The organism is Nocardia mangyaensis (assembly GCF_001886715.1).
GTDB classification, from domain to species: domain Bacteria; phylum Actinomycetota; class Actinomycetes; order Mycobacteriales; family Mycobacteriaceae; genus Nocardia; species Nocardia mangyaensis.
The window spans coordinates 4,441,545-4,460,748 of sequence record NZ_CP018082.1 but is presented as its reverse complement, the minus strand read 5'-3'; the positions used below and the strand labels follow the sequence as shown (position 1 = coordinate 4,460,748).

The following is a 19,204-nucleotide window of genomic DNA, read 5'->3' as shown; positions in this document are numbered from 1 at the left end:
CAATGCGCAATCCAGATCACGACGTGGTGATCGTCGGCGCGGGACCGGTCGGGCTGGCCACCGCGCGCATGTTGGGGCTACGCGGCCATGATGTGGTCGTCGTAGAGCGCTGGCCGCAACCGTATCCGCTGCCACGCGCCGTGCACTTCGACGACGAGATCGGCCGGGTATTCGGATCGATGGACCTGACCCGACAGATCCAAGCGATCTCGGACCCGGTTCCCGACCATTACGAATGGCGCAACGCCGACGGCGAGGCGCTGCTGCGCATCGACTGGTCGGGCACCGGACCCAACGGCTGGCCCACGGCCAACTTCTTCTCGCAGCCCCAACTCGAACAGGTGTTGGCCGACGCCGTCGAGGCGATGCCCAACGTCACGCTGATCCGGGGAACCGAGGTCCGCACCGTCGACGAGCAGCTCGGCCAGGTGGTGGTCGGCGTGGCCGACACCGTTGTCGACTCCGGGCATGCCGCGCCCGCACCGACCGTCGACCGGACCATGACCGCCCGCTATGTCATCGGCTGCGACGGAGCCAACAGCCTCGTGCGCAAACGGATGGGCGCGACGATGCACGATCAGGGCTTCTTCTTCGACTGGCTGATCGTCGACACGATCCCGACCGACGACATCGTCTGGTCGCCGCAGAACTGGCAACTGTGCGATCCCGCCCGCCCGACCACGATCGTGTCCGGTGGGCAGGGGCGGCGCCGCTGGGAATTCATGCGGCTACCCGGAGAGGACTCCGCCGAGCTCGGCACCGTCGAACGGGCCTGGGAGTTGTTGTCGTCGTGGGGGAGAACCCCGGCGAATACTCGACTGGAACGGCACGCGATCTACACCTTCGCCGCCCGCTGGGCCGACCACTGGCGGGCCGGGCGGATGATGATCGCCGGTGACGCGGCCCATCAGATGCCACCGTTCGCCGGCCAAGGGATGTGTTCGGGCCTGCGCGACGCGGCAAATCTGGCCTGGAAGCTGGATCGAGTTCTGCGCGGGGTGTCGTCGCCGGATCTGCTCGACACCTATACCAGCGAACGCAGCGTGCACCTGCAGCACGCGGTCGCGATGTCGGTGGAGCTGGGAAAGGTGATCTGCGTGCTCGATCCGGCCGAGGCGGCACGTCGCGACGCGCGCATGATCGCCGGAAACGCCGATCCCGCAGTGGTATTGCCCGTCACTGCCCGGCCCGTGCTCGGGTCCGGAGCGGTGCGGGCGAGCGGGGAATTGTCGGGGACGATGAGTCCGCAATTCCCCGTCGAAGTCGACGGCGCCGCGGTCCTGCTGGATGGTGCCACCGGGTACGGGGCGCTGCTGATCCTCGCCGCGCAACGGCCGGCCGTCGGCCTGCTCGACGAGTCGCTGCTCGCGTCGCTGACCGAGGCCGAGGTGTCGGCGCTGTCGCTGGCTGACAGCGGCCACCCCGACCTGCGTGATCACCACGGAACCTGGACGGCATGGCTCACTGCCAATTCCCTTGCCGCCGTGTTGATAAGGCCTGACCACTACGTGTTCGGCACGGCCGAGACCATCGACGGCGCCGCGACCCTGGCGGCCGACTATCTCGCCTGCCTGACGACCAGCGTCTCCTGACGCACCCCCATCACCGAGGAGAACAACTGTCATGCGAATTGCGAACCTGCGGGGCCGCGCGGCCATCGTGCACGGCGAGCCAGGACAAGAGCGTGCCACCGACATCGCCACGGCTTCGGCGGGCCGATTCGGTGGGGACTTCGCCGAGCTGTACGCCGAGTGGCGCACAGTGCGGGAATGGGCGGCCGAGCTGACATCCGACGAGGTCGAGCGGCACTCTGTCGCCCTCGACCGCTCCGAGCTGGGCGCACCCTCGCCCGTTCCGCGGCAGGTCTTCGCGGTCGGACTGAACTACCGGGCCCATGCGGCGGAGTCGGGATTCGATGCGCCCGAACATCTTCCGCCGGTCTTCACCAAATACGTCTCCAGTTTCAGCGGCCCCGACACCACGGTGACCATCCCCGCAGCGGGAAATGTGGACTGGGAGGTCGAACTCGTGGTGGTGATCGGGCAGACACTGCGGTGCGTCGAGGCTGCACAGGTATGGGCAGGGGTAGCGGGCTTGACCGTCGGCCAGGACATTTCGGAACGCGTCTCCCAATTACGGGGTCCCGCACCACAGTTCGGGCTCGCCAAGTCCTTTCCCGGGTTCTCGCCGCAGGGTCCGTGGTTGGTGACACCGGATGAGTTCGCCGATCCCGACGACCTCGAGCTCGGGTGCTCCGTCGACGGTGAAGAAGTGCAGAAGAGCCGCACCAGGGACCTCATCTTCCCGGTCCCGTCCCTGATCGCCGCCCTGTCGCGCACGGTCACGTTGTTCCCCGGCGACGTGATCTTCACCGGCACCCCGGCCGGAGTCGGTGTCGGCCGGGAGCCGAAACGGTTTCTGCGGCCCGGCGAACGTCTCGATTCCTGGATCGAAGGCATCGGCACGTTGCAGCAGACCTTCGTCGCGACGCGGTAGGGGCCGACATGGCACTGCACGGACTGGGCAAGGTCACCATCGGGGTTCCCAACCCGGCCGAAACCATCAGCTACTACACCGATTTCGGGCTCGATCACCTCGGTGAGGGGCGATTCGCCACCCGCGACGGCGGTGAACAACTTCAGGTGGTGCACGCACCGTTACGTAGGCTCCTCGACCTCACTGTCGCCGCCGACGACAGCGACGACATCGCCTCGGTGGCCGCCCGGCTGGCGGCGATCGGGGTGTCGAGCGACAGCAATCCGCTGTCTGTGCGTGCCGTCGAACCGGTCACCGGCACCGTGGTGCGGGTATTGGTGCGACCGCGCATCGTCACCGAGCCGGCCGTAGCGCCGACGCCGTACAACGGCCCCGGCCGCATCGACCGGTGGGGCCGGGCACCGTTTCTGTCGCGCACCGAACCGGTCCGGCCACGCAAGCTCGGACACGCGGTGCTCGGCAGTACCGACCTTGCCGCCACCATGCGCTTTTTCGTCGAGGGCTTGGGTTTCCAGGTCAGCGACTACATGGGCGACAAGGCCGCCTTCTTGCGATGCTCGGTCGAGCACCACAATGTGCTGGTGCTGGCCGCGCCGGTCAATTTCATGCATCACACCAGCTGGCAGGTCGACGACGTCGACGAGGTCGGCCGGGGTGCGCAGGCGATGCTCGAAGGTCATCCCGAACGTCACATCTGGGGTCTGGGTCGCCATTTCGCCGGCGCCAACTTCTTCTGGTACCTCAAGGATCCCGCAGGCAACTTCTCCGAGTACTACTCCGATATGGACACGGTGCCCGAAGACGAGCTCTGGAGCCCCGCGGTACTGGAAGGCCTGCAGGGGCTGTATGCCTGGGGGCCGCCGCCCCCGCCGTCGTTCCTGGAACCCGACGACCTGGCCGCACTGATGACCGGCTCGCACTCCACCCGAGGGTGACATCCGCCGGTTGATACACGTCGCCGAGCCCTTCGGCAGGGGGGCTCGGCGACGTGGGTCTCGCGCTCTCGGGTCGTTGCGGGCCCAGTGAGCCGAGCTTGGCGGAGTAGTCCACGGGTAGGACGATCGCCGCGAACAGTTCGTTGTCCGCAATCGCCGCGGTGGCTGCTTCGACGGAGTCGAATCGCTGCCGGCCCACCGCCTCGCCCGGCTGCTGTGGCCGGTCCACGATGCAGACCAGCGGTCAGGACGACGCTGGGAATCAGCCAGTTCTTGGGATGCCGAAGTAGCTCAGCACCGGCATCGGCGGCGGCTCGTGGCCGAGGGGAATTCGGGACAATAGTTAACTCTAGCAGTATAGGTATAGAACCAGAGTTATATTCTGGGTGTGAGCGCGCTCATGCGCATGCAGGCGCTCACCAGTAGTGTCCTGTCTTATAGGACGACACTTTTGTAATGCAGGACACCATGTCAGGGTTGGGCTATCGAGTTCGTACCGACAGCGGGAGAAGGTGAGGTGATGGCGCCGGTGAAGTCGCCAGACGAAACCGAGGTGGTGATCTGCGGTGCCGGGCCGGTCGGTCTCACAGCCGCGGCCCTGCTCGCCGCGCGGGGTGTCGACGTGGTCGTGGTCGAACAGAATCAATCGACCAGCGACGAGCCCAAGGCCATCAGTATCGACGACGAATCCCTGCGGGTGTATCAGCGCGCGGGCATCGTCGACGAAGTACTGCCGATCGTGGTGCCGGGCACGGGCACTCGCTACTACGACCGTCACGGCGCGCCGCTGTTCCAGGCGCGTGGACCGCAGCCGTTCCGACTGGGGTATCCGTTCAAGAACCCCTTCGCGCAGCCCGATCTCGAGCGGGTGCTGGTCAAAGCGCTGGGGCAGATGCCGAATGCTTCACTGCGGTTCGGCGTCGAAGTGACCGGGTTCGGGCAATCGGCCGACTCCGTGCGAGTCCACGCGCACACCGACAGCGGTCCGGTGGCCCTCGACGCTGCCTACGTCCTCGGCTGCGACGGAGGTCGATCGGTGACCCGGCTCGGCCAGGGCATCGAGATGACCGGACGTAGTTACCCCGATGTGTGGTTGGTCGCCGACACCCTCGACGATCCGCACACCGAACGCTTCGCCATGCATCACGGCGATCCGGCCCGCCCGCATGTCATCGTGCCCGGGCTCGACGGCCGCTGCCGGTATGAATTCCGGCTCTTCGACGGTGAGGGCACGCCCGGCCAGGTGCCGTCGTTCGAGCTGATCCGCGCATTGGTCGCGCCCTACCGTGACCTGACACCGGCGCAGATCGAACGTGCGGTGAATTACCGGTTCAACGCGGTCATCGCCGACGAGTGGATGGTCGGGCGCACCTTCCTGCTCGGCGACGCGGCGCACATGATGCCGCCCTTCGCCGGCCAGGGACTCAACTCCGGCATACGGGACGCGGCAAACCTGACCTGGAAGATCGCCGATGTCCTCGCCGGCCGGCTCGCCCCGTCGGTGCTGACCAGCTATCAGCGTGAACGTGCCGCCCATGCGCAGGCCACGGTTCGGATGTCGGAACGCTTGGGGCGCGTCGTGATGACCACCTCGGCGCGAGTGGCCGAGCGCCGCGACGCAGTGATCGAGCGAGCATTGGGCACCGAGGAGGGTCGCGCTTACCTCGAGCAGATGCGGTACCGACCGGCCCAGCGCTTCACCGAAGGATTGGTTCTCGATGCTGATCGACACCACGGTGTCGGAGTCGCGCTGGGGCAGCCACTGGTCTTCGACACCGCTCACCACCGCGTCGCCCGGCTCGACGACGTGCTCGGTATGGATTGGGCGCTGATCGGCGTCGATGTCGACGAGCAGGCTTGGGAGGCAGCCGAGCCGGTCGTCCGGCAACTCGGAACGACCACCGCGCTGCTCGCGCTGGGGGAGTACCTCCCACGGACTCGACGTCGGGTCCTGATCGACATCGACGGGGCAGCCGCCCGCGAATTCGAACCTTATGCCGGGCAATTCGTGCTTCTCCGCCCGGACCGGGTGGTCGCGGCCGCCTGGTGCCCCGACCGGACCACCGACACGGTGACCGCCATCTCGACCTGGACAGAAAGGGCTTTGAGCCATGGATAAACCACAGCGGATCGTCTTGCAGGAACGCGCGGCGGCAGGCACCCTGACCCGTACCACCGTGTCCCACATCGGATTCCGCGTACCCGACGTCGCGGCGTCGGCCGCGTTCTACGGCCGGGTGCTCGGACTGCAGGTGCACGAGCAGCTGCCCGAGGGCGGACTTCGCCTGGGCTGGGGCACCGGGCATCACGTCATCGATCTCCTCGAAGGCGAGAAGGGGCTGCACCACTACGGTTTCGAAGTCCGCGACCTCGACGGTGTCGAGGGCATCGCGAAACGGCTGACCGCCGCCGGTCACTCCGTCTCGCCACTGGACCCGGCCCATCTCGACGCCGGACTCGGCACCGCCGCCGGCATCGTGACCACCGACCCCCACGGCACACCCGTCCACTTCCACACCGCCGTGGCACGCGAGGGCGAGAATGCCGCCGACACCGGTCGCCGACCGATCAAGTACCAGCACATCACCGTGGCCACCGACGACGTGGTGCCGATGGTGGAGTTCTTCGTCGACACCGTCGGATTCCGCATCTCCGATCAGCTCGAGGACGGCCGATTCGCGTGGCTGCGCAGCGACCGCGACCACCACACCCTGGCCGTGGTCAACGTCGGAGTGGGCGGCGACATCGACCACTACTCCTTCGACCTGGCCGAATGGGAGGACTTCAAGGCCTGGTGTGACCGGCTGACCGACGAGAACGTCGACGTCACCTGGGGTCCCGGTCGCCACGGCCCGGGCAACAACCTTTTCGTCTTCTTCGACGACCCGGCGGGCAACCACATCGAACTGTCCGCCGAGATGGAGAAGTTCCACGACGACCGCGTGACCTATGTGCCGCGTCGGTGGAAGCCGATTCCCACTTCCGTGAACCTGTGGGGCGGCCAGCTCGCCTCCTGGCGCAAGACCAGCGAAGGACACTGACATGGCGTACATGACCTACGAACATCGCGGCGCGCGGCGCGTCGGCGAAGTGCAGGGATCGGCGCTTGTCCCGCTGCGCGGCCTCACCGAGATCGGCCCCGAGACCACCGTGGAAGCGCTGGCCGAGGCCGAGCGTGACACCGGTGGCCGCGTCGAGATCGATGCGGTGCGGCTGCTGCCGGTGGTGCCCAACCCGTCGAAGGTGTTCTGCGTCGGGCTGAACTATCGCGAGCACGTCACCGAGACCAAACGCGAGCTGCCGACCTATCCGGTGCTGTTCCCCAAATTCGCCGACAGTCTCCTCGGCGCCTACGACGACATCGTGTTGCCGTCGGAGTCGACTCAGGTGGACTACGAAGGTGAATTGGCCGTCATCATCGGCAGGCCCGGCCGCCGCATCGCCGAAGCCGACGCAGGCGAACACATTCTCGGCTACAGCACGGCCAACGACATCACCATGCGCGACTTCCAGTACAAGACCCACCAGTGGATGCAGGGAAAGGCTTGGCAGGCGAGTACGCCGCTCGGCCCGTCGCTGGTGACGCCGACCGAGGTCGACCTGTCGACGGCGGGCATCCGCACCGTACTCAACGGCGAGAAGGTCCAGGAATCGGACCTGTCGATGCTGATCTTCTCCATCCCCCGGTTGATCGCCGAGATCTCGACCTTCACCACCCTCGCCCCCGGTGACGTCATCTTGACCGGCACCCCCGGTGGCGTCGGCTATCGCCGCGATCCGCAGCTGTTCCTGCATGACGGTGACCAGGTCAGTGTCGAGATCGATGGCGTTGGAGTGGTCCGCAACCTGGTGCGCAGCGAGGTGGTTCCCGCATGAGCACCAGGCCCGCCGAACCTCGGATCACCCGATCGCTGCGACTGCAACTGCAAGGTGATTGGGGCACCGCCAATCTGCACCGGGTGTGTGGCTGGATCTCGCAGGAACTCACCGACCGAGCAGGCCCACACACGCGAGTCGGCATCTGGAACGGCCGCGGATTCTCCGACAACGTGCGCGCGGTGGGGCGCGGTGACGTCGATATCGCACTGACCACTCCCGCCGCGTTCACTGCGGTCGCGCTCGACGGCCGCGGCACCTACCGCGACGAGTGCTATCCCGATCTGCGCGCGCTCGGCGTTGTGCCCCAACGTGATCGACTGGTCTTCGCCGTGCACGCCGATCTCGGCGTCAGCACGTTCGCCGAGCTGCGCGAGCTGAAACCGGTACTGCGGGTGGCGACTTCGGTCGACGACGGGGTCAATGCCGTCGGCCTGGCCGCGCACGAATTGCTCGCACGATCAGGCGTCGATGTCGAGGGCTGGGGTGGCCAGTTCCTCGGCGACGAACGCCCCTTCGAGTCGCTCGACCACGTCCTCGCCGGCCGCGCCAACGCCATCGTGCACGAGGCCGTCATGCTGCCGCACTGGCAGCAGTTCGGCGGCGACTACCGCTTCCTCGAAGTCGAACCCGAGGTGCTCGCCTCCTTCGACCGGGACTTCGGGTGGCCCGCCGCCACGGTCGCCGACGAATTCTTTCCCGGCCGCAGCGCGTTCCAGACGCTGGACTTCTCCGATTTCCTGGTCGTGGCCCGCGCGGACATGGCCGAGGACCTGGCCTATGCCGTCGCCTGGATTCTCGGGGAAACCCGACACCTCCTGGAGGCCCAATATCAGCACCTGCCGCCCGAACGCAGTCCGGTCACCTACCCGCTCGACCCGCCGACCATGGGCATCACCCCGATTCCGCTGCACCCCGGCGCGGCGGCCTACTACCAGGCACTGCCTGCCGAATTCGTTTCCTGACGAGACAAAGAGGTCTCTGCAATGAGTGTTGTCATCGAAGACATCGTGACCATGACGTCCGGGGTGCCCCTGCGCAGCATCCGCCGCGACGAACGGCACCTGCTCTCCCCACCGCACCCGGGCAAGATGCCGATGAAGCTGTGGCGCGATCATCCGCCACTGACGGTGGTCCACTTCCCCCAGCAATACCAGGCACAGCCGTTCGCCCCGCCGCGCGGGGTCTACGAGAACGACCAGATCCGCATCGAGTGGCAGACGATGGACAATCGCCAGCCCTTCTACCACCGCAATTGCGACGTCGACGAGATCTCCTACCAGATCGACGGCGAACGCACCCTGATGACCGAACTCGGCACCATCGAACACCGGCCCGGCGAGTTCTCCCGCATTCCGCGCGGTGTCGCGCACGACAACTACGGGCGCACCGAAAGCCATCTGCTGTTCTACATTCCGGCGCCGGTCACCGAAACAGGTAGTGCGGTGCGCACTTCATCGCCAGCGCTGCCGCCGTTTCCCGGATGGCAGCCGGGACAGCTCAACGAGGCCGTCACTCAGTGCATGGGATCACCGGGCCACGACATCACCGTGTTCGGCATCGACGAGCACGAACTGCTCGACCGTGTCACCGACGAACCCGACCGGATCTCGGTATTCGCTGTCGGCCCGGGCTCGAATCCGCTCTACGCGGTCGACCAATTCAGTTTGGGCACAAAAACATTCACGGCTGAGTCGGTAGACGTGCGGCGCTACACACGGGCCCTGGACGCCGACGAGATCCAGTACCAGATCAGTGGCTCGCGCACACTGGTGACCCAGCGCGGGATCGTCGAACTCGGTCCGGGCGACTTCGTCCGGATCCCGCTCGGCATCGCCCACACCAGCGTCGGCCATGAGGACGGCGCGTACCTCAGCGTGCTCTCCCATCGCGAACTGCCCCAGGTTGCCGAGACCTCACGCACCGCACAGCCCTGCACACCCGAATACCTCGATGCCCTCGCCGGGGAAAGAAGCTCGCGATGACCATGCTCGCCGCCCGCGCCACCGAAGGCGCGCACACCCTGACCCTCGAACAGATCCCGATTCCGCAGCCAGGACCACTCGACGTCGTGGTCAAGGTCGTCTCCGCCGGGCTGGCACCCGGCATGATCGCCCTGCTGAAAATGGGCGCCTTCAAACATCTTCCGACGACACTCGGGCACGAAGCCGCAGGCACAGTAGCCGCGGTGGGCGAGCAGGTCGCCGACCTGGAGGTTGGCGATCGGGTGCGGGTGCACCCCAACCTCAACTGCCGCAACTGCGACTACTGCCGCACCGACCGCGACATGATGTGCCCCCAGCAGGCGATGATCGGGCACGCGGGCTTCGGCACGATGCCGATGCCGCTCTACGAGCGCTACCACGACGGTGGCCTCGCCGAATACATCCGGGTACCGCACTGGCTGATCGACCAGCTCCCGGGCAACGTCAGCTTCGACGTCGCCGCCAAGGTGCACGACCTGGCGAATGTCGTGCGGATCTTGAAATGCGCACAGCTGCCGCTCGGCTCGACGGTCGTCACCACCGCCGCCACCGGGACGATGGGCACCGCGACGATCAAGCTGGCCGAGCACTTCGGCATCGCCCGGCTGCTGCTGGTCGGCCGCTCCGCCGAACGGCTCGCCGCGGTCACCCCGCTGGCAGGCAACGTGGCGGTCGACACCATCGCACTGGACGAATTGCCGACCGACTGGGAGAGCACCGGCGGTCTCACCCGCCGGCTGCGCGAGCTGGCCCCGGCCGGCGTCCACGCCGTCGCCGACTACATCCCGGCCGGTGCGGCCACCAGCCAGGCGATGGCTGCCCTGCGCACCGGCGGCACCATCGCGCACATGGGCGGCAACACCACGCCGTTGTCGCTGCCGCCGCTGGCCTTGATGGTGAACTGCTGGCGTTTCGTCGGCACTCGCGCCTGCACCAGGTCCGACGCCGAACAGGTCCTCGCCCTGCTCGGATCCGGCGCACTGAACGTGGACGAACTGATCACCCAGCGCTTCCCCCTCGCCGATGCCGATACCGCGGTCGACGCGATGGTGAACCGCAAGGAGCCGATGTGGATGACCGTGGTCAACCCCTGAACACCCCACCGGAAGGCGAAAAGCTATGAACATCACCCACTTCGGGCACGCCTGCGTTCTCGTGGAGATACCGGGCGCGGCCGCCTCGACGCGAATCCTGTTCGACCCGGGTACCTACTCGCAGGGGTTCGAGGACTTGGCCGACCTCGACCTGATCCTGATCACCCATGCTCACCCCGACCATCTCGACGGTCCGCGGCTCGCGGCGCTGATGGCGGCCAACCCCGCCGCCCAGCTGATCGTCGGCGAGGGCACGCTCGGGGCACTGGACAGCCCCGACTATCCCGAGAACATGCGGCGGCCCGCGCACGTGGCGCAGCCGGGCCAGAAGCTCTCGGTGCTCGGTCACGACATCGTGATCACCGGCGGTGAGCACGCCTGCGTCCATTCGGCGTTGCCCACCTCGGACAACGTCGGCTATCTGATCGACGACGCCGTCTTCCACCCGGGCGATGCTTTCGACGAGATCGCTGCGACTGTCGATGTGTTGTTGCTGCCGATCGGTGGGCCGTGGATGAAGATCGGCGAGGGAATCGACTACCTGCGGTCGATCGCTCCGCGCGTCGTAGTGCCGATTCACCAGGCAGGTCTGGCGCCCGCACACCAGAACATGCACTGCCAGTTGCTGAAGAACCTCGCGCCCGAGACCACCGAAGTACTGGTTCTCGACCACGCGACCTCGCACCCGATCACGCCCTAGCAGTGCCCTGACTTGCGGTCGGCTCGCCAACACCGACGCCGCCCGCGAGCCGACGCCAGGCCACGCTCGAGCTATCGACCGCGCCGCGGTCCCCGCCCGGCTGCTGCGGTTGCGTGCGAAAGCTCGGCCTGGCTCGGCGGTCGGCGAGTTGCTGACCCAGCTCGCCCGCCCCCCGACCTTCCATGACCGGTCCGGTCATGGAAGGTCATCCGGCTACACCTTCTCCACAGGAGCTGCCCGTGTGTCGATTTCTCTCGGCAACGATTGTCTGGCATCGACTTTCGGCAGGATTGATCTTGCGCGGCACTTCCGCCGCCGGATCCGTCGACGCCTGTCGCGCCTACATCGACCACCAGCATCGGCACTACGCGATCGACCATGTGCACTGGGACTGGACCGTACCCGACGACTGGTACGGGCAGGCGAACTCATGATGGCGCCCCGAACCCGTGGAAGTCGTGTGTGCACGATCGAGACCGCCCAGGCCGAAGTGAGCGCGGCCGTGCGGGCTGCCCTTGCGGGTGATGCCCCCGATCTCAGCCCGCAACAGATCAGCAACCGACTGTGGACGATGATGGGCTCCGACCAGCGCCGCACCGATCTCGACGCCGCTGTACGAACACTGACGCAGGCAGTCGGCCGAGCGATCGACGAAAGTGATGTCGCGCGACTGGTAGCCCATGGTCACCAACGCATCCACGACGAGGTGGCCACGATTGCCCTGTGCTGGGGCTACGATGCCGACGCCGCCAAGCGGCTGGCTTCGCGCCTGGTGACCTTGGTCCTCGTCACCCTCGGCTACGCAGACGATGCACCATCACGCGCTGAGGACGCCGTACTCCCCGGCACCGACCGCGTTGTCCTCGATCCTGCTGCCGCCCGATCCCTCTGAAATCCCAGGAGAACCTCAATGACGTTGTCAAGCGCTCGAAGTCCCGATAAGGCATGACCATGTCAGGCGGGTGTCGTTGCCGCGCTGGGCGTTCGGTAAGGCGTGTGGTTGTTGAGCATGGCCCACAAGACGTTGAGGCGGCGTCGCGCCAGCGCGATGACGGCCTGGATATGTCTTTTGCCTTCAGCTCTCTTGCGCTGGTAGTAGGCGCGGGAAGCGGGGTCGTGGCGGGTTGCGACCAGTGCCGACATGTAGCAGGCGCGCAGCAGGCGACGGTCGTAGCGTCGTGGCCGTTTGAGATTGCCACGGATGCGCCCGGAATCGCGAGGGACCGGGGCCAGGCCGGCGACGCCGGCGAGGCGGTCGGGCCCGGTGAACACGTTCATGTCGCCGCCTGTGGCGGCGAGGAACTCAGCGCTGAGCAGAACACCGAATCCGGGCATGCTCAGCAGGATCGGGGCGTGGTGATGGCGGCGAAATCGTTGCTCGATCATCGCATCGGTGTCGGTGATCTCTTCGTCGAGTCGTATCACCTCTTCGGCCAGTCGAGTGACCATCTGTGCGGCGATGTGTTGACCGATCACCACGCAATGCTGGGCTTTCGCTGCCGCGATGGCGGTGGCGGCGACCTTGGCGGCGTTGCGTGCCTTGCGTTCTCGCAGCCAGGCGGTCAACGCCTCGATTCCGAGGCCGCGCAGTCCGTCTGGAGTGTTGTGGTTGGTCAGCAACAGCACCGCCGCCCGGCATTTGCTGTAGTCGAATGCCCGCTCGAGCGCCGGGAAGTACTCCAGCAGCTGGGCGCGCAGCCGGTTGAACGCCCGGGTTCGATCGCAGGTCAGGTCGGTGCGCCGTGCGGTGAGGATATGCAGATCGGTGGCGATCTCGTCACCGGCGCGCAGTGGTTGCAGATCGCGGCGCATGCGCGCCTGATCGGCGATGATGGCCGCGTCCTTGGCATCGGACTTGCCGTCACCGCGGTAGCTGGCCGATGCGTGATAGACGGTGCGGCCAGGGATATAGAGCAATGTCTGGTCGTGCTCGGCGAGCAGCGTGATCAGCAAGGCCGCGCCACCATGGTTCAAATCGATGGCCCAGACCAGCTGCCCGCCGTCGGCCAGGGCCACCACGTCCTCGATCAGACCACGCAGCGCGGTCTCGTCGTTGTCGACTTTTCGGGACAGGCGACGCCGACCGTCACTGTCGATCACCACGCAGTGGTGGGCGGACTTACCGCCATCGATTCCCGACCAAAGTTGTTGAGACACAACCACCTCCACCAGCCGTTGCCGTTCCTGCGGTTCGGTCGACGACCACGCCGTCGTGTCCTTACACAGCGATCGAATCGCGTCTCTCAATCAGCGGTCGAGTCGTCGGGGAGCAGCGGGCGGCCATTCTCCTGCGGCCATCAACCTCGGCAACACCATGACAGCCATACCCGCCACTCCCAGGTGATTCGGAACCCGATGGCTGCGGGCTCTACCACCCACCAAGAAAGGTAAGGACACCGTGACCGACCCACGAACTCACGTTGTGCAGGCGAGCCGAGCTCTCGCCGTCGCAGGTTTGGGCGACATGGTGTGGGGACACGCCTCGGTCCGCGACCCCGAGGGCCGTGGTGTCTGGATGAAGGCATCCGGGTGGGGATTCGAGGAAATCGACGACGACAAGGTCGTCCTCGTTTCACCCGCAGGCGTCGTTCTCGACGGAACAGGTCGACGCCACCTCGAATACCCCATACACACCGCCATCATGGCAGAGCGACCCGACGTCGGCAGCGTCGTACACACCCACGCACCAGCACTGTCGGCGTTCGCGTCACTGAACTGCGACATCCGCCCGATCTCCCACGACGGGGTGATGTTCGCGTACTCGCGGCTGCCACGTTTCACCGAAACCGGTGCCCTGATCGACACCCACGACCTGGGCGACGCGTTGGCAACCACACTCGGCGACGCTGCCGCGGTCCTCATCCCGAATCACGGCGCGGTCACTGTCGGCCCCGACGTGGCGACTGCCGTCATGTATTCCGTACTGCTCGAGCGGGCGTGCCGCACCCAGCTCATGTCCCTGTCGGCGGGTGGTCCGAAGACCTGGTCGAGTGAGTCCGAGACCGAATACAAGCGCAGCCAGGTCTGGAACCCGACGCAAATCCAGGCCGGCTTCGACTACCTGCTCCGCAGCGCCGAACGTGGATCCGATGTTCCGTGCCCGGGTGAGACCGGTGCGGGCCCACGATGAGCGACGACCAGCCAGTGCCACAGTGGTCGCCCACTCCGGATGACATCGCCCAGGCCCAGCTCACCGCGTTCACCGACTTCGTCACAACCCGGACCGGGATCGCCTTCCCCGACTATGCGGCGTTGTGGCGCTGGTCGATCAGCGACGTGCCCGGCTTCTGGCGCACCGTGTGGGACTGGTTCGACCTCGGCAAAGAGCGAGGAGCAGTGCTCACCGAGCAACCTATGCCCGACGCACGCTGGTTCCCCGGAACCCGGCTCAACTATGTCGACCACGTGGTGCGCAACGCCCGCACGGATCAAGCCGCCATCCTCGTACCCACTGAAGACGGCGCCCTCCGCGAGATCAGCTGGGACGAATTGCTCACCCGCACCGCCACACTGGCTCGATCACTACGCTCGATGGGTGTCGGGTCAGGCGATCGAGTGGTCGGGTACCTGCCGAACATCCCCGAGGCGGTGATCGCGTTTCTGGCCACCGCCAGTCTCGGCGCGATCTGGAGCGCGTGCGGACAGGACTACTCGGCCCACGCGGCGCTCGATCGACTCGGTCAACTGGAGCCGCTGGTGCTGATCACCTGCGACGGATACCGCTACGGCGGCAAGATCCACGACAAACGCGACGCCATCACCACGCTGCGCGACCGAATCCCCAGTTTGCGCGCGACGATCGCCGTGCCACACGTCGGGCTCACCGTATTCGAGTCGCTGAGCTGGGACGACGTCGCGAACTACGAGGCAGGCACCCCCGGGATCGACACTGTCGCAGTTCCTTTCGATCATCCGCTGTGGGTGCTCTACTCCTCGGGCACGACCGGCACCCCGAAGGGAATCGTGCACGGCCACGGCGGCGTCCTGCTCGAACATCTCAAAGCGCTTGGCCTGCAATCCGATATCGGCGCCGACGACACCTTCTTCTGGTTCACCAGCCCCTCGTGGATGATGTGGAACTACCAGGTAGCCGGTCTGCTCGTCGGTGCGACCATCGTCTGCTACGACGGCAGCCCTTCCTATCCAGCTCCAGACATGTTGTGGGACTTGGCCGCCCGGACCAGAGCGACCGTGTTGGGTACCAGCCCTGCCTATCTGCTGGCATGCGCGAAGGCCGGAATCGAACCGCGCCGCGAACACGACCTCACGGCGCTGCGCACAGTCGGCGTCACCGGCGCAGCACTACCGGCATCGACGTCACTGTGGGTTCGCGACCGAGTCGGTCGGCAGGTCGCCGTGTCCTCGATCAGCGGCGGCACCGATGTGGTCACGGCCTTCGCCGGGGGCGTGCGCACCGTGCCGGTGTGGCCGGGTGAGCTGTCGGCACCGTATCTGGGTGTCGCACTGGACTCGTGGGACGAACGAGGGCACCCGGTGCGCGGCGGGGTCGGCGAACTGGTTGTCACCCGACCGATGCCGTCCATGCCGGTGATGTTCTGGAACGATCCCGGTGAGGAGCGCTACCGCGAAGCCTATTTCGACACTTACCCCGGTACTTGGCGACACGGCGACTGGATCACACTCACCAGCCGCGGCAGCGTCATCGTGCACGGCCGATCCGACTCCACCCTCAACCGCAACGGCGTCCGGATGGGCAGTGCCGACATCTATCATGTGGTCGACTCCCTGCCGGAAATCGAGGACACTCTGGTGCTGGGCATCGAGCAACCCGACGGCGGGTACTGGATGCCGATGTTCGTTGTCCTCACCGAAGGCACCGAACTCACCGAGCCCCTGCGCCGACGAATCAACCAGATCATCCGTAACACCGTCTCACCTCGCCATGTTCCGGACGACATCATCGTCGCGCCGGGGATCCCGCACACCAAGACCGGCAAGAAGCTCGAAGTCCCGCTGAAGAAGGTCCTGCAGGGCGGCAGTCCCAGCAGGGTCGTCACACCGTCGGCAGTCGACGACCCTGGATTGATCGACTGGTTCGCTACAGTGCGCCGCCCACGAAATTGACCTCGAGACAAATCAGTAGGGCGCCACCGAGGCGCTGGCGCCGCTGCGAGACGCCGATGTAGGCGAGCGGATTACGGAGAAGGCGGGCGGTGTGTGGCAGCAGCAGCGGTGCCCGCAGCGCGACCGGGGGCCCGGGCGCCCCCACGTTTGCTCCCATGCCGCGAGCCGAAAGAGGGCTCGTGGGGGACTTATCCATCAGTGCTACCAATTGCTTTTCGGCAAGTGGGGACCTCTACACGGGGCTCGTTGGCGCCGCTTGCCGTGCGGTGGTCCGCTACATTCTCGCCGGAATCAGCGGGACCGGTGCCACGATCATCATCGATCCGACTCTGCTCAACGGAAGCTCGCCCCCGGTCTTACGGCTGGACGGCGCGATCGACGGTGTCATGGCCGCGGGGATGGCTCCTGGTCAAGGTCGGCGAGGGTGACCTTCTCGACGTCGGCCCCGCACGAGCGGGGGATGGACCCAGGCGCGGCGGGCAGCTCGTGGACGAACCGAAAACGCCTTCCTGGTCTCCGGTGCCGAAGTCCTGGACCTGCCCGCCGCCTTCCCGGGCCTGGACGCGGTCACGGTCTACAACGGGTGGTTTCCCAGCTCGAGCCGCCCGGCGACGGTCCTGTTCGCGTTCACCGGCGCAGCTACCCGCCTAGCCCGGCGGCCACGCCGCGATCGACCTTCTCCACCCGCCCGGTCATCGGCCCACCTGGCGGACCCGACGCCACCGAACGTGCCCGCACCCGCCCGCAGGTCGTTGCCGTGGCTGGCGCGGCGGTCCGGGAAACTGTGTATGACAGCTGTATTCGCGGGAGGCTTCCGTGTTCGAGCAGGTAGTGTCGGTGGCCGGGTGTGGATCGCGGTTGGTATACGGAAGGGGTTGCGATGGCGGGGTTCGAGTGGGGATACGAGACGTCCTCCTTCTCCGACTACCTGCGTGCGAATTCGCCGGAGTTACTGCCGTGGGCCAGTTTCGAGCGCGGCGGTGTGGGGAAGGCGGGCATCGGGGAGGATGCGACCGTGCACGGGACCACGATTGTCGCGGTGAGCTACGACGGTGGTGTGTTGTTGGCCGGTGACAGGCGGGGCACGATGGGGAATCTGCTCGCGAGCCGCGACATGCAGAAGGTGTACATCACCGATGCGTACTCGGCAGCGGGTTTCGCGGGCACGGTGGCCACAGCTGTGGAGATGATTCGGTTGTTCGCGGTCGAACTCGAGCACTACGAGAAGATCGAGAGCGTATCGCTCACCTTCGATGGCAAGGCCAACAAGCTGTCGAAGATGGTGCGAGACAACCTTCCGGCTGCACTGCAGGATATGACGGTGGTTCCACTGCTGGTCGGCTATGACGTGGAAGCCGCCGATCCGAGCAGCGCGGGCCGGATTGTTTCCTACGATGTCGTGGGTGGTCGCAGTGAGGAGCGGTTCGGTTATGCCGCGGTCGGCTCGGGTTCGTTGTTCGCGAAGTCTTCGTTGAAGAAGACCTATGCGCGGGGTATCGACGAGGATCGCGCGTTGCGGATTGCCGTCGAGTCGCTGTTCGACGCCGCCGAGGACGACACAGCCACGGGTGGCCCGGATGTGGCGCGGGGTATCTATCCGACCGCGGTGATCGTCGACTCCAAGGGAGCTCGAGATGTCCCGGAGGGACGTTTCGTCGAGATCACCCGCGAGTTGTTGCGCGACCGCACGGTGGAACGCTCGTGAACTGATTTTCGATCATCGGACGATACCTGTCACGGTCACACCGTGACAGGTATTTTCGTGTCCGGGTCCCCCTATAGCTTTTCTCGATGGACGACATCGAGAAGGTGCGGTTGAACGCCTTGTACCACGAGAGCAGGATCGAACCGAAGGGATTCGCTGCCGACCGCTTTCCGGCTGGCACGGTGTGAAAGGTTGCCGTGATTACACAGTGCAGGTCAGTGCCATTTTGGCGCTGGCCTGCATGTTTTGTGCAAAAACGTGTCATCGGTGGTTCTGAAATCCGGGCCTGATGGACTGTGCAGGCGCCGCTCGTGGCGCCCCGCCTCGACTGTGATTCCCGCTAGGGGCCGTTCAGTAGCCGGAAAGTTCCGGAGACCGCTACCCATCAGCGACGATGAGGCATACATTCGACCTTGTGAGGTGCGCTGCCCAGTAGTTCGACCAAGCCGCTGTGAAGGGAGCCTTCATGAGTACCGCTGCGGAGCGGGCCGCTCAGCTGGATTTGGTGGCCAGGCTCCACTCCGCCTATCCAGAACTTCCCGATGCGCCGACCCCGGATCTCCTCGATCACGAGCGCTTGAAAGCGTATTTGAAGACCGTGCACGACGTCGGCGGCGAGCCGGACGCGGCGATGAAATTCGAGAACAAACAGTACGAGGTGTGGGAGCACAACACCTATGTGACGTGTGAGGTACTCGCCTGGCGCGGGATCTGGCTCTCGGAGGAACGGCGGCGGATGGGCAATGTGGATGTCGGTCGCGCCATCTACCTGGGTTTGCCGTATTACGGTCGCTGGCTGCTGGCCGTTGTGCGCGTTCTCGTCGAGAAGCATCACATCGCGCTCGGGGAGTTGAGCGAACGGATGGAAGAGGTTCGGGCGCGGTATGACGGCGGGCTCGCCGGCAAGACGTTGGCGGCGCAGCCCAAGCGAGAAGGCGATGGTGCGAAGGTCGAGCGGAACGAGCATCACCTTCGTGCTGTCGGCAAGGGCGATCCGCAGGTGTTCGCCGGCCGGGCGGGAGAGCCCGCTTTCCGGGTCGGCGACGCGGTGACGGTGCGCGATATGCCCGCACTGCTGTATACGAGAACTCCGGAATACGTTCGTGGCGCGACCGGAGAAATAGCGTCGGTCGCCTATGAAAGTCCGGCCGCCGAGGACGAGACCTGGGATCGGCCCGACGCCGAACCCGAATGGTTCTACGTCGTCAGGTTCGACCTCGCCGAATTGTGGGACGGCTACACCGGTGCCACGAAAGACACCTTGCAGACCGAACTCCCGCAACGCTGGCTGAAGCGCGCGGCATAGTCCACCAGTCGGCGAACGGCAT

General features: G+C 66.0%; 18 protein-coding genes. 16 read left to right on the top strand and 2 right to left on the bottom strand.

Translation table 11 applies throughout. The features are described 5' to 3' along the window. The first annotated feature begins 2 nt into the window (after positions 1–2). From mhpA to BOX37_RS20220, 12 genes are all read left to right on the top strand, one after another. A complete protein-coding gene (gene mhpA, locus BOX37_RS20270) occupies positions 3–1,592 on the top strand; it encodes a bifunctional 3-(3-hydroxy-phenyl)propionate/3-hydroxycinnamic acid hydroxylase MhpA (RefSeq protein WP_071929042.1) in 1,590 nt (529 codons plus the stop codon). Positions 1,593–1,623: 31 nt separating this feature from the next. After that, entirely contained in the window at positions 1,624–2,496 is an 873-nt protein-coding gene (locus tag BOX37_RS20265) for a fumarylacetoacetate hydrolase family protein (RefSeq protein WP_071929041.1), read from the top strand. 8 nt (positions 2,497–2,504) lie between these two features. After that, positions 2,505–3,431, top strand: coding sequence for a VOC family protein (locus BOX37_RS20260; RefSeq protein ID WP_071929040.1), 927 nt, complete (start codon positions 2,505–2,507; stop codon positions 3,429–3,431). Between the two features lie 520 nt (positions 3,432–3,951). Then, positions 3,952–5,550: a bifunctional 3-(3-hydroxy-phenyl)propionate/3-hydroxycinnamic acid hydroxylase gene (locus tag BOX37_RS20255; RefSeq protein ID WP_071929039.1), complete on the top strand. Its 1,599-nt coding sequence runs from the start codon at positions 3,952–3,954 to the stop codon at positions 5,548–5,550. After that, positions 5,543–6,472, top strand: a complete 930-nt coding sequence (locus tag BOX37_RS20250) for a VOC family protein (protein WP_167659968.1) — start codon at positions 5,543–5,545, stop codon at positions 6,470–6,472. The genes BOX37_RS20255 and BOX37_RS20250 overlap by 8 nt, the downstream gene beginning before the upstream one ends. Before the next feature lies 1 nt (position 6,473). Next, positions 6,474–7,307: a fumarylacetoacetate hydrolase family protein gene (locus BOX37_RS20245; protein ID WP_071929038.1), complete on the top strand. Its 834-nt coding sequence runs from the start codon at positions 6,474–6,476 to the stop codon at positions 7,305–7,307. Next, complete coding sequence (locus tag BOX37_RS20240; protein ID WP_071929037.1) at positions 7,304–8,272, top strand: TAXI family TRAP transporter solute-binding subunit; 969 nt, start codon at positions 7,304–7,306, stop codon at positions 8,270–8,272. Before BOX37_RS20245 ends, BOX37_RS20240 begins: the two co-directional genes overlap by 4 nt. 21 nt (positions 8,273–8,293) lie before the next feature. Next, positions 8,294–9,292 carry a hypothetical protein gene (locus BOX37_RS20235; protein ID WP_071929036.1) on the top strand — a complete coding sequence of 333 codons (999 nt, stop codon included), beginning with the start codon at positions 8,294–8,296 and terminating at the stop codon, positions 9,290–9,292. Further along, positions 9,289–10,386, top strand: coding sequence for an alcohol dehydrogenase catalytic domain-containing protein (locus BOX37_RS20230; protein WP_071929035.1), 1,098 nt, complete (start codon positions 9,289–9,291; stop codon positions 10,384–10,386). The genes BOX37_RS20235 and BOX37_RS20230 overlap by 4 nt, the downstream gene beginning before the upstream one ends. Before the next feature lie 25 nt (positions 10,387–10,411). After that, positions 10,412–11,086, top strand: coding sequence for an MBL fold metallo-hydrolase (locus tag BOX37_RS20225; protein ID WP_071929034.1), 675 nt, complete (start codon positions 10,412–10,414; stop codon positions 11,084–11,086). Positions 11,087–11,382: 296 nt separating this feature from the next. Further along, the gene (locus BOX37_RS34140) at positions 11,383–11,520 is read left to right on the top strand and encodes a hypothetical protein (protein ID WP_156910466.1); all 138 of its coding nucleotides are present in this window, start codon (positions 11,383–11,385) and stop codon (positions 11,518–11,520) included. A 26-nt stretch (positions 11,521–11,546) separates the two neighbouring features. Beyond that, positions 11,547–11,978: a hypothetical protein gene (locus BOX37_RS20220; RefSeq protein ID WP_071929033.1), complete on the top strand. Its 432-nt coding sequence runs from the start codon at positions 11,547–11,549 to the stop codon at positions 11,976–11,978. Between the two features lie 62 nt (positions 11,979–12,040). On the opposite strand, the gene BOX37_RS20215 is transcribed toward BOX37_RS20220, so the two are convergent. After that, positions 12,041–13,249, bottom strand: coding sequence for an IS110 family RNA-guided transposase (locus tag BOX37_RS20215; protein WP_476703563.1), 1,209 nt, complete (start codon positions 13,247–13,249; stop codon positions 12,041–12,043). A gap of 235 nt (positions 13,250–13,484) precedes the next feature. Here BOX37_RS20215 and BOX37_RS20210 point away from each other — a divergent pair, with 235 nt between their 5' ends. Together BOX37_RS20210 and BOX37_RS20205 are read left to right on the top strand one after the other, a co-directional pair. Next, complete coding sequence (locus BOX37_RS20210; protein ID WP_071929032.1) at positions 13,485–14,216, top strand: class II aldolase/adducin family protein; 732 nt, start codon at positions 13,485–13,487, stop codon at positions 14,214–14,216. Further along, positions 14,213–16,171, top strand: coding sequence for an acetoacetate--CoA ligase (locus BOX37_RS20205; RefSeq protein WP_071929031.1), 1,959 nt, complete (start codon positions 14,213–14,215; stop codon positions 16,169–16,171). The genes BOX37_RS20210 and BOX37_RS20205 overlap by 4 nt, the downstream gene beginning before the upstream one ends. Here BOX37_RS20205 and BOX37_RS34135 read toward each other — a convergent pair. Further along, a complete protein-coding gene (locus tag BOX37_RS34135) occupies positions 16,146–16,328 on the bottom strand; it encodes a hypothetical protein (RefSeq protein WP_156910465.1) in 183 nt (60 codons plus the stop codon). The two genes, BOX37_RS20205 and BOX37_RS34135, sit on opposite strands and share 26 nt — an antisense overlap. 723 nt (positions 16,329–17,051) lie before the next feature. Here BOX37_RS34135 and prcB point away from each other — a divergent pair. Together prcB and BOX37_RS20195 are read left to right on the top strand one after the other, a co-directional pair. Beyond that, on the top strand, positions 17,052–17,876 hold the full coding sequence (prcB, locus tag BOX37_RS20200; protein WP_071929030.1) for a proteasome subunit beta: 825 nt from the start codon (positions 17,052–17,054) through the stop codon (positions 17,874–17,876). Between the two features lie 466 nt (positions 17,877–18,342). Then, positions 18,343–19,182: an SH3-like domain-containing protein gene (locus BOX37_RS20195; protein WP_071929029.1), complete on the top strand. Its 840-nt coding sequence runs from the start codon at positions 18,343–18,345 to the stop codon at positions 19,180–19,182. The last annotated feature ends 22 nt before the right edge of the window (positions 19,183–19,204 follow it).